Raw genomic sequence first — 11,304 nt, forward strand, 5'->3', positions numbered from 1 at the left:
ATTGCATTAAAAATAAATGCTTTTGTAATAAAAACATACGTTTAAGGCATTTTTTGTCGTGCTATTTCAATCAGGAATTCGTACAAATTGGTTTCCGGCTTTAGCTGGAGTTTTTTTCGAAGGCGGTAACGGCCTACCTCAATTGCTTTAATCGTCACGTTCATTAGCTGTGCCATTTCTTTTGAAGAAAGGTTCATAGACAGATAAGCGCAAAATTTCAGATCATTCTGGCTTAGGTCTGGATAAAGATCTTTTAACCGGGTAAAGAATTCAGTGTTTACATGGTTAAAGTGCACACTCATATGGTCCAGTTCCTGGTCTTTCTTTTCTACATCCTTAATCAACCTGATCAGGTGCCTGAAACTTGGCGAACTCTCATTAAGGTCGTGGTTTTTAATTACCGCAGATATCACTTCCTTAATTTTGGCCAAAACCTTACCCCGCTGCACCAGGTGCATGGTCATGGTAGAAAGTTCTTTATTCTTATAATTTACATCGGCTTCAAGCTTTTCATTCTGCAGCCGCACAATTTCCTTTTCGTTTCTGTCCAGTTCCAGCTGATGCAGGTAACTCATGCGCTCCTGCTCCTTAATGTGTTTATTTTTTTGCCACCTGATAATTAATTTAAGCGCAATTACAATTAAAATGAGGTAAAAAATCCGCATCCAAATGGTATTGTACCAGGCTGGCAGCACCACAAAAGTGTAACTGACCACTTCCGATTCGTTACTGATACCAGTACTCGCCTTAACATTAAACGTATATTTTCCGGCTGGCAAATTGGTATAATCTTTTTCGCTTTTCGTGCTCCATGCAGACCATTCGCTATCAAAGCCGGCAAGTTGATAACTGAATTTAATGTTTTTATCGTGCTCAAAAAGCGTAGAGGCATATTCGAAATGGATCGAATTCAGGCTGTTTACATATTCAGGTATTTCATTCAAATCCTGTTTAGGCACAATATTTCCTTTATTCACAAAGTAGCCGCCAAAAACTACGCTATCTTTATTGCCCATTAATTTTACGGTCCCCAATACCACATTTGGCCGGGTTATATTCTGAATATATTTTTTGTAATTGATATGGTAAGCTCCTTTATTGGCCCCGATAAATATATTCTGGCTATCGGGCGTATATATCGATTCGAAACCACCAACCACTTTTCCATTCAGCTCGGGCAGGTATAAAATACTGAACGGATTTTTTCCACTGGGCCTATGGAAATCGATTACGCCAACTTTTTTATTGGTAATAAACCAGATATTACCGTCGTTATCTTCCTTCAGATATTGAATAGGAATACGGTTAAGGGCTGAGCCGAACAATTTAAAACGGATAAACTTTTTGTTACCTGCATGATATTCAAAAACTCCACTAGTAGTGGCAATGACCACCCTGTTTTTAATATGAAATACATAATTGTAGAGCTTGGTTGGCAAACCATCCCGGTCAGAGAATAACGTAGTACGCAGAACACTTTTATGATCGGGATTGAGTTCTATTTTATATACGCCATGATAAGGATGTGAAGCCCAGATTTGGTCAGGATTATTGTTATCTGCCACAATAAAACGCAGGGTTTCGTTAATACCGGCAATTTTACCACCATTTATAAAGCGGCTTCCATCGTAAGTGAGTTCCTGCAGTCCGGCATAAGTACCGGCTATTACCTCTTTGCTCGGATAAACATTATCTATGGGTTGGTACATCCAGGTACCGATTGAGCTATACAGTGGGGTAGCAACATTTTCTTTCACCAGCAGGGTTCCATCTTCATGTGCCATTAACAGCTGGTTATTAATTTCATCCAGTCCCCATACCTGTCCTTTACTGTTTTTTACCTCTTCGAAATTAGCCGGCGAATAGCTTAAATCGGGCATTGCCGTATTAATTTTGGCCTGGTACAGACCATTTGAAGTACCAATATAAATCGATTTGCCATATTTACGGAAAGCATAACTGGTAATCTGTTTATTGCGGTCGGGAGAAATACTTTTCACGGCGCTGTTTATGGCCACATAAGCAATCCCATCATCAAGCGCCAGCCACATGTTTTTATCCTTATCCAGCAGTATACCCCTTACATTGTTATTCTGTAAGCCCTCTTTATAGTTATATTTCTGCACCAGATTACCCTTTTTATTCATGATGTATACCCCACCAGAAGTGGTGGCCACCCCATATAAATCTGAACTGAGCTGGGTGGCAAAATAAATCCGCTCATTTAAAAATACCTGGTTTAAACTACTGCTTAAAGGTTTTAGCTGATGGTTAATAAGCAAAAACAATCCTTTTTTTAACATCGAAACCAGTAAAGTATCGCCACTATAGGGCAATACAGCGGTTATACCGGAGCGGTTTAAAACACTGTCCTTACAAAATGGTTTCCACATGCCATGATCGTAAAACATGAGGCCCGAATCAGACGACTGCGAAAAGATTTTGCCTTTTGCGGTACCCATAAACATCCAGGTGGTATTGGTTTTATAACTTTTAATTACGCCATCTTTATAATGCAGAATAGCATGTATCGACCTAAAAAACACCTCATCCCGAACCACTGAAACACCCCAGATATCGGCCAGTTTCCGCATATTTTCAGGTAACAGGTTTAACAGCGAAGTATATATTAAAACACCCTGTGCATTTGGATAGAAATAGCCAAACTCATCTTGTCCGCCAACATAAATGCGGTTTTTGGAATCGATCCCCACCGAACGCACGGAGGTAAAGTTGGGTAACTTAAACAGGTTCCAGTAGCGGCCGTTAAAAGTAAGCAGCCCCTCATTATTACCAAAATATAGGATGCCATTTTTATCCTGCTCTACATCCCAGTTCTGGATACCGCCATTATATTGTTCGTTATTGTAGTTTACCACCTGCGGTATGCCCAATAGCAACTGTGCATGGGTAGAATAAGCAGTTGAGAAGAATAATATAGCCAGTAAAAGTCTCTTCATTTAGGTTAGGGAGGAGTTAAAACGCAATAATAAATATATAATTTTAATTCTGGTAAAGCCTGTCTTAATTTCAACCGCTTGTGTGCGTTTCAAACGGGTGCATCAGTAGCTTAACGATTGCATCGTTTAATGCGCACCATTTATAAAGACATCTTTGAACATCTAATCTTTTTGCTTTGGTCTTTCAGCTTTAGTCTTCCTATTATTTTGAAGCGCACCACCTGTGGTTAATAGGCCGGCTCCGGTCCCGCTTTCACTACAAGTCCTCGCTGCGCTGTGGGCTTTCCGTTTAATCGGGGCTAGCTTATTGGAGACTGTGGTTTATTTGTAGCAAATGGTGGGCTGCAAGAGGTCGTCATTGCGAGGAGGCTTTTTCAGCCGACGAAGCAATCTTACAACGATCGCTACTAGGATGTGCTTTAGATTATTCATTAAACTTGCGCGCGTTTCTAACGCGTGCATCAATAGCTTAACGATTGCATCGTAACATTACTCCAATACACTTTGATCACCTGATGCAAATAAATTTTAATCTTAACATTCTTACCATAGATTTCTCCACTCCGTTGCACTCCGGTCGAAATGACGGAATTTCCTGTTGGTATTCAAATTTAGTCTTCGGACCTCCAACACGCGCTTTCAGACTCAAAAATCTACTTCAACAAATGCGGTTCAACCGCTTTCCTCCAGATGGCATAACCCGCAGCATTCATATGCAGCATATCTTCCACAAAAAGTTCGGGTCTTAATTTTCCATCTTTGGTTAACATTAAAGGATAGACATCAACAAAGGTAGTATTGGCCTCGCTGGCAAAGAACTGTTTAATCAATGCGTTAGATGCTACTGCTTTTTCTTTAAACTTATCCCGGCTCGGACTTGGTTTAATCGAAATGTAAACAATAGGCACCGTTGGCAGTTTGGTTCTGATGGCTTTATACAGGTTAATGGTACGGTTGAGTACCGTATCAGGTGTTACCGTTTCATTTGGCAAATCATTTTCGCCCACGTACAATACAATCTGTTTTGGCTGATAAGGAAAAACTACATCGTTTAAATAATAGGTAATATCATTAATCACGGCACCGCCTATACCGCGGTTCAAAGCATTGTATTTGGCAAAAATCTGTGTACAATCGTCCCATTTGCGGATAGATGAACTGCCTACAAACAGTACCGGATGAACGGGTGGTTTATACATCTGATCGTACTTTTTAATCACCTGTACATCATTCCAGAAATTGGGTTTATTTTGCGCAAAAGTGGTTATGGTTAAAAGAGAAATTAAAAAAAAGCTTAAAAATATTTTTTTCATACCAATCAGGTTATAAGGTCGACAATATACCAATATCCTGTTTTTTACAATCAATTCAATCAAATTTATTACGCGGTTATTCAAAACCTAACAGATTCCAAAGAAAAAATCGTCATTGCGAGGAGGAACGACGAAGCAATCTTTCATGCAGGTGTAAAATTGCAATAGTGACCCTTACCATAAAGATTGCTTCCCCGAAAATCGGGACAGGCTGTCGACTGAAAAAGCCTTCCCCCAACGACGATGATAAGAAGAGACTTCATTTCTGGCTTCCCTCCCGCTGTCATCCTTGAGGAATAATTTATGGTATAAAAATCAATATGCTTGACAGATAAATTTTAAGTAGGTATAATCTCTCGAGAGATCGTCATTCCCAACTTGATTGGGAATCGTAATGCAAGTGCTTTAAGATTCCCGCATGCGCGGGAATGACGACCACGAAGTGGATTCTTTCAATGGTAGCTCGTAGAAAGATCTTTTTATGATAGATTACAATCAAAAATTGACGATTGGCAGGGTCTTCGACTCCGCTCAGACGGACAAAAAATTAAATTTATCGTCGAAAACCAGCGACGAACTTTGTGAATAAACCTGATTGGAATGGAAAGCCCGCAATCCCGATTCTTCATCGGGAGAGGACTTGCAATGGAAAGCAGGACTACCGGCTGCCAAGACCTACTGCCCTTTCATTTTCAAAAAACCACTCAAAGCAATCTATGGACAAGCGACAGGACCATCGACTCCGCTCAAACAAACAATTAAATTTACCCCCTGAAACCGGCACTCAACCTTTTAAATTCAAACGATAAAGCGGCAATGTGCGCCAGTTTCTGCCCGGTAGAATGATCGTCATCATTTACGTCCATGCCACCAATGCCCGATAACACATCAAATGTCTCTTCATTACTCAGATTACTCACAATTTGTTTAACCAAGAATGGATCGGCCTGCTCCGGCTTATGATTAACAGAAAGGTATACTGAAGTGATAATGGCATTAATCTGGTATATGACCGACTGCACCCCATACAAACCATTAAAATCAATATGTTTCCGCATGGGTTCCTGGCTGGCCGATTCAATCGCTTCGCTTAGGGCAGATAAACTTAAATTGGCATTTTTCCGCGCCATGCGCGATTGATTTTCATCCCTATCCATCCGGTTTTGTATTGCTACTTCAAGGTAGTGGATACTGGCTTTTGATGCATCCAGGATTTTAGCCCTGAGCTGTTGGCTGTCCCAAATCGGGAACAAATAGGTAGCAAAAATGGCAATTACACAGCCCAGTACGGTGAAGATAATCCGATCATGCACTAGGTGATCGAAATGGCCCTGGTAACTGCCCAGGGTTAAAATAACCGCGGGGGTAATACATAACACGCTTACCGTATAGTTTAAACGGTTAAAGGCATAAAAACCCAAAAGAAAAATAACTGAAAAAGACAACAGCACCGCCGGACTCTTCACAAAATAGACAATGATCAGCCCGATGACAACGCCCCCCATACTCCCCTTTAAACGCTGTAAATTCCGTTTCCAGGTGATGGAGAATTTAGGCCGTGCGACGATAACCAGTGTTAAAAAAAGCCAGTAACTGTATTTGCTGGGTTCCAGCTGCCAGATGAGCAAAAAACCAAACAGGAAACAAATGGCCAGCCGCAGCGAAAACCTGAAGATGGGCGATTTTAAGGTCAGATGTTCCTTAATGGAAAAACGGTCGCCCGTAATAAACAGCGGGTAAGAGATGGTGCCGCTTAACTCTTGCTGCTCCTTTTCTGGTACACGCTCGTTGCCCCGTATCATTTCGATAATGCGCACAATATCGTTCATGTTCGAAAGCACCTTTAACACAATTTTTCGTTGGTTTTCGTTTAAACGTTCCAACTCTTCCAATAACATGATGCGTTTCTGCTGATACTCGATGTTTGTGGCTACTTCTCCTCTATAAGCCTTTGCCGAGCGCACATGCCTGCCCAATTGTTCCAGCTCTCTGGCCAATAATCTAATCAAGCCGGCAATCAGTTGCAGACTGGAACCAGTAGCCAAAGTTTTGCGCACTAAAGCATAATCATAATGTACCGCATTCAGCTGCTCATATAAATCAATCAGCAACCTTGCCCGCTCTAACAACAACCGGCCTTTTGGATTATCGGGATCCATAGCATACTTATCGGTCAGCAACAAATTGCGGATCAGCTCATGTTTCTGGTTCACCTTAATGTGCAGTTTGATCGCTTCTTTCTGTTGCAGATCAAGCGGAACATCCACATCATAATTTTTCGCTTTGGCATTTAAAAATGCAGCACTGCTCATCAGGCATTCGAAAATGGCATGGTGAAGCGAACGGTAAGGCCGCAGCAAGGTTTGGATCAAACTGATCATATAATACCAAACCCCGCCCACCAACATATAACTGCTAAAATGTAGTGGATTTGCAGGGTGAAGCCCCATCACAAAGGTACATACAATCAAGGCCATGGTGCCGATCAGTGAGAGTTTCTGCCCGTATACGGCAAACATCGAAAAGCTAAAAGCAGCGATAATCACCACAACTGCGGTAAGGTAAACATGATCCAAAACCGATGAAACCACCAGCGTAGTGGCAAAAAAGACCAGGATACTCCACAGTGCAGTTTTCAGTTTATTCAGCCGGTTATCGGGCAAGTCGGTCAGGCTGATCAATAAAGCACCAACCCCTATTCCTTTTGCGGCCTCCGGGTTGCCCAGGTAAAAGAATAAAATAATGGGTAATACCACGGTAATGGTGGTGCGCAGGGCATCAGAAAAGTACTCGCCTAAAAAGAAATACGAAATGGTAGAGCCGATGCTGTTTTTGCCCATGAACAGGTGTATGAATGCGGATAAAATGATGAACGTGGCAAAGATAAGACATTTATAATGCATGCATAGCAAATGGCTGGAGAAAACCAGATACCGATTTGTTCTTTGGATTTTAGAAGAGTAATTGTGTGTTCATAATTTAATCTTTTGTGTTACGCCGTAGTGACGCTACGCTGAACACTACGGAGAGGTGGGAGAAAGGGAAAACGTGGCGTACGGTTTCCCGTATTGCCGCATTCTTTTTGGTATTTACATTAGTGGACTTAATAATAATAACTAATTTAATATGAAACACTTCAACCTCTTATTCTTTGCAGCATTACTGATGCTCTCAAGCTGTACAACAAATTACTACCTCACTGTTTCTGATGCAGAAACTCCAATATCCAGTGCGTTAGATGGAATCGATCAATCATCTTCGATAGCACCGGGCAAAGCTTTTGTTTACTCAGGAGGTACAAAAAATGCATTAATAAAATATGGATCCATTACAGGCTATAGCGCGAAACTTAGAACCTGGAAAAAATTAAAGAAGCTTTCTAAAGAACAAGCTGACAATCTTAAATTTACGAATGAGTATGGTTACGTGTATGATGGAATACCTGTTATACAATATCGATATGGTAGACTAATCAAGAATTATCCATCAAGCGTATCTTCATCATCCAGTTCCACAAGTAGATCAAATACTTCATCAGGAGGAACCGTCCATGTAAAAGGCTATACGCGAAAAAACGGAACTTATGTAAGTCCGCATACAAGATCAGCTCCAAGGAGGCATTAATAATATAAAATTTGGATACTAGAGCAAGCTGTAGGATATATATTGGAATTTGCTTAGGTATTAATTTTCAACCTGATCTATTAAGAGAAAGTTTTGACTTGAAAATTATATAAATTAATTGAAATGCATACCTTGGTAAATTAAAATTGAAACTCTCAAATATGAAAGAAAAAGATTTTGAGTCCAACCTAACCCATTTTATAAGGCACATAGACTCTATACATGATACTTTACCTTTAACAATGATGCTCTTTGGCTCGTTTGCTATTCAAGCAGACAAAGCACTTACTGATTTTCTTGAAGAGAAAACAGAAAAAGTGATTGATAAAGATGGTAAACCAGGTATCGCTATTAAACCCTCGGATCTCAAAATTTTTGATGCCTTAGAAAGCAATGCTGCAATATCAGCACTAGCTAGCAAAGTAATACCTTCAAGTTTATTTGTCTCACTTATATCTCAATACGATGCATTTCTTAATCGACTTTTAAGGTATTTATTTGAGTTAAAGCCTGAAATATTAAATGGTTCGGATAGAAATCTAACGTTTTCACAATTGGTTGAAATGAGTAGTATCAGCGATGCAAGAGAATATATAATAGAAAAAGAAGTGGAAACCGTTTTAAGAAAAAGTCATTCAGAACAATTTGATTATTTAGAGAATAAATTCAAACTAAACCTAAGAACGAACCTCCCAATATGGAAAAGTTTTATAGAAATAACAGAGAGAAGAAACTTATTGGTTCATTGTGATGGCGTGGTATCCAGCCAATACTTATCCGTATGTGCTCAAAATGATATAGAATCAAAATCCAAGGTTGGACAAGAATTAAAAGTCAGCATTGAATACTTTAAATCAGCCTACTTGACTTTATACGAAATCTGTTCTAAATTAACTCATACTTTATGGCGTAAGTTTTTACCAGAAAAATTAGAAGATGCTGACGACTCCTTAAATACAATATGTTATAACTTATTGATAAGTAAATCATTTAAGATCGCTGACATACTTCTCGATTTTGCCTGTAAACAAAAAGCACATTTTGATGACCAGTCTAAAAGCATTTTTATAATTAACGCAGCATTATCAAAATATTTGCAAAATGATGATGAATCGGCTTTAAAGTGCTTAAATCAAAAAGATTGGAGCTCTACAGGTTATACGTTTAAACTTGCCGTGAGTATAATAAGTAAAAAATACGATGAATCTTTTGTACTAATGAGAAAAATTGGGGCAGATGGAGAGGTTAAACAATCTTTCTATCAAGAATGGCCACTTTTTACCAAGATAAGAGAGCAAGAAGAGTTTAAATCAATTTACAAAGAGTTATTTAATGATGATTATAAGGTGATTGAGATACCTCAACGACCTATTTTTGATTTAATGTCACAGGTAAAAAAGAAAAAGCAAATATCAACAACTAATGTAATTGAAAACAATCCTGAAACAGGTAAAATGGTCGAAAAAAAAATCCGTAAAAAGAAAACCGACTAATTATCTTGGGCGATTTCAGTACCGAGTGCAAGACTTAATTCACTAGCCCATGCAATGGTCAGACTTGCTATAAAGCCATAACACTATACATTGGGCTGTCTCTCAACAGCCCAGTAGGTTTTCAATCCCTGTACCCATCCCTAAAACTATAATGCGTTTGTGCATTACAGATAACATAATCGATAATTTCGATGTTTAGCTTTGCGCAGGTATTAAAACAGGCACTTACAAAAAGTTCATCGAGTGGGTTAACCTTAATGTTTTTAACATCGCAATAGTTTAACACCAGTACACCATAAGCATTGCAGGCAACAGCCAAGCCTGCCAGTTGCTGTATGCAGTTAATGGGTTTTGCCTGTTGCTTTAGTTTGTGCCAGCAAAAAACCTCGTGGTTTTGGTTTACAAACAGCACATACCAATCGCAGGCTTTACCAGATGATGGTTTGCCGCGGAGCTGTTTTAAAAATTGAGTTGAGTTTTGAGCCAGGTTTACATTTACCGGCCTTTTGAGTGTGTGATAACCGAACTTAAGTTCGGCTAAAGCAATTTGATTTTTAGTTAGTTGCATTCTAAAAAAATTAAATAAATGCCTAACTGTGTTCGCGATATAAATATAGCAAAAATTTATAATTAAGCTGCTTAAAAAATGCACTAAAAGAAGAATTTTAATAGTGCATACGGATATGTTAATTATTGGAGAGACCCTGAAATAAATTTACTGCGTAGCTTTCCGCTGCGCTACAGGTCAGGGTGACGATCACCTTCGATATTCCGCTAAAAAGATTGCTTCACGCCACCGCAACAGCCCTTCGCTTCAGTTCGCAATGACGAAATTTTTCAGACTGATTTCTTCGTGTTCTTGGCGGTAAAACACAACACCATTAAGATTCCCGCATGCGCGAGATCCGATAACTATAGGATGACGAACGAGTAGAGCTTAATAGAAGATCAACCCAAATTGTGTCCTCCTATCACTTGCACGGATCACCAAATACTGATATCTTTAATTCGACGTCCAATTTAGTACGAAGTAAACATTATATAGCTTGATACCGACCGATACTATGCCTTTAGAAGAAGAAATCGTTAGAAACTATATTGAAGCCTATAACAACTTTGATGTAGACAATATGGTTGCAAATTTTGATGAAAACGTAGTTTTTGAAAATGTTGAGAATAACGAAACCAATATGTCACTAAAGGGTATAGCTGCTTTTAAAGAGCAGGCAGAACAGGCAAAAACATATTTTAAAACAAGGGAACAACGCATTAAATCAATCAAACATACTGCACAGGAAGTAGAAATAGAAATTGATTATCATGCCGTATTGGCTATAAACCTTCCCAATGGTCTTAAAGCAGGCGAGGCACTAAACCTTTCGGGCAGATCGGTCTTTTTATTCGAAAGCGGTAAGGTTATTAAATTAACGGATATAAGTTAGTATTGAATTGATGATAATTTAAAAAACATGGAAGCTATTTTCACTATCTTGTTTGAACTAATTATCAATCCGTTATTACTGAAATGGACGCTAAAAAGAGAACAACGCAAGGATCTATAAGTAAAGGAAAGCCATTCTAGCGCAGAACGTCGCTCCATTTAAATTTAGCGCGTTAATAACTTCCTAAAAAGATTGCTTCACGCCATCCCGTTATCCCTGTCCTTCCGTTCGCAATGACGTAAGTTTTTTGATTATGCACCCTAACTTCCCGACCTCGGTCATCCGACCCGTGACCAAAAAGATTGCTTCACGCCATCGCAACAGCCCTACCTTTCAGTTCGCAATGATATGCCTAGAAATTTCTCCATCCGATCATCCGTCATTTCCTTTGGTTAATCAAATGATTTAAAACTAAAGTTTATTTTTAAAACGTTAGTATAAAAGACAGGGTGAACTTTCGTCATTTCTAGTT

At 39.2% G+C, this 11,304-nt stretch carries 7 protein-coding genes; 3 read left to right on the forward strand and 4 right to left on the reverse strand.

All coding sequences use genetic code 11. From position 1 onward, the window contains the following. Positions 1-41 precede the first annotated feature (41 nt). From ACIQXP_RS15865 to ACIQXP_RS15875, 3 genes are all read right to left on the reverse strand, one after another. Positions 42-2,960: a triple tyrosine motif-containing protein gene (locus ACIQXP_RS15865; RefSeq protein ID WP_387505866.1), complete on the reverse strand. Its 2,919-nt coding sequence runs from the start codon at positions 2,958-2,960 to the stop codon at positions 42-44. A 653-nt stretch (positions 2,961-3,613) separates the two neighbouring features. After that, positions 3,614-4,273: a GDSL-type esterase/lipase family protein gene (locus ACIQXP_RS15870; protein ID WP_387505865.1), complete on the reverse strand. Its 660-nt coding sequence runs from the start codon at positions 4,271-4,273 to the stop codon at positions 3,614-3,616. Positions 4,274-5,037: 764 nt separating this feature from the next. Continuing rightward, complete coding sequence (locus ACIQXP_RS15875) at positions 5,038-7,113, reverse strand: FUSC family protein (RefSeq protein WP_387505864.1); 2,076 nt, start codon at positions 7,111-7,113, stop codon at positions 5,038-5,040. Between the two features lie 286 nt (positions 7,114-7,399). On the opposite strand from ACIQXP_RS15875, the gene ACIQXP_RS15880 reads away from it, so the two are divergent. Beyond that, entirely contained in the window at positions 7,400-7,897 is a 498-nt protein-coding gene (locus ACIQXP_RS15880; protein ID WP_387505863.1) for a hypothetical protein, read from the forward strand. 161 nt (positions 7,898-8,058) lie between these two features. Continuing rightward, positions 8,059-9,390, forward strand: coding sequence for a hypothetical protein (locus ACIQXP_RS15885; protein ID WP_387505862.1), 1,332 nt, complete (start codon positions 8,059-8,061; stop codon positions 9,388-9,390). A gap of 121 nt (positions 9,391-9,511) precedes the next feature. Here the strand turns inward: ACIQXP_RS15885 and ACIQXP_RS15890 are convergent, their stop codons facing one another. Then, the gene (locus ACIQXP_RS15890) at positions 9,512-9,958 is read right to left on the reverse strand and encodes a hypothetical protein (protein ID WP_387505861.1); all 447 of its coding nucleotides are present in this window, start codon (positions 9,956-9,958) and stop codon (positions 9,512-9,514) included. A 478-nt stretch (positions 9,959-10,436) separates the two neighbouring features. On the opposite strand from ACIQXP_RS15890, the gene ACIQXP_RS15895 reads away from it, so the two are divergent. After that, on the forward strand, positions 10,437-10,832 hold the full coding sequence (locus ACIQXP_RS15895; protein WP_402758779.1) for a nuclear transport factor 2 family protein: 396 nt from the start codon (positions 10,437-10,439) through the stop codon (positions 10,830-10,832). The last annotated feature ends 472 nt before the right edge of the window (positions 10,833-11,304 follow it).

This window comes from Pedobacter suwonensis, assembly GCF_044762335.1.
In the GTDB taxonomy this organism is placed as follows: Bacteria; Bacteroidota; Bacteroidia; order Sphingobacteriales; family Sphingobacteriaceae; genus Pedobacter.

Bases quoted from the DNA above. Each gene is read 5' to 3' on its own strand.
- ACIQXP_RS15865 (WP_387505866.1), bottom strand. From the start codon at position 2,960: ATGAAGAGACTTTTACTGGCTATATTATTCTTCTCAACTGCTTATTCT.
- ACIQXP_RS15870 (WP_387505865.1), bottom strand. From the start codon at position 4,273: ATGAAAAAAATATTTTTAAGCTTTTTTTTAATTTCTCTTTTAACCATA.
- ACIQXP_RS15875 (WP_387505864.1), bottom strand. From the start codon at position 7,113: ATGGGCAAAAACAGCATCGGCTCTACCATTTCGTATTTCTTTTTAGGC.
- ACIQXP_RS15880 (WP_387505863.1), top strand. From the start codon at position 7,400: ATGAAACACTTCAACCTCTTATTCTTTGCAGCATTACTGATGCTCTCA.
- ACIQXP_RS15885 (WP_387505862.1), top strand. From the start codon at position 8,059: ATGAAAGAAAAAGATTTTGAGTCCAACCTAACCCATTTTATAAGGCAC.
- ACIQXP_RS15890 (WP_387505861.1), bottom strand. From the start codon at position 9,958: ATGCAACTAACTAAAAATCAAATTGCTTTAGCCGAACTTAAGTTCGGT.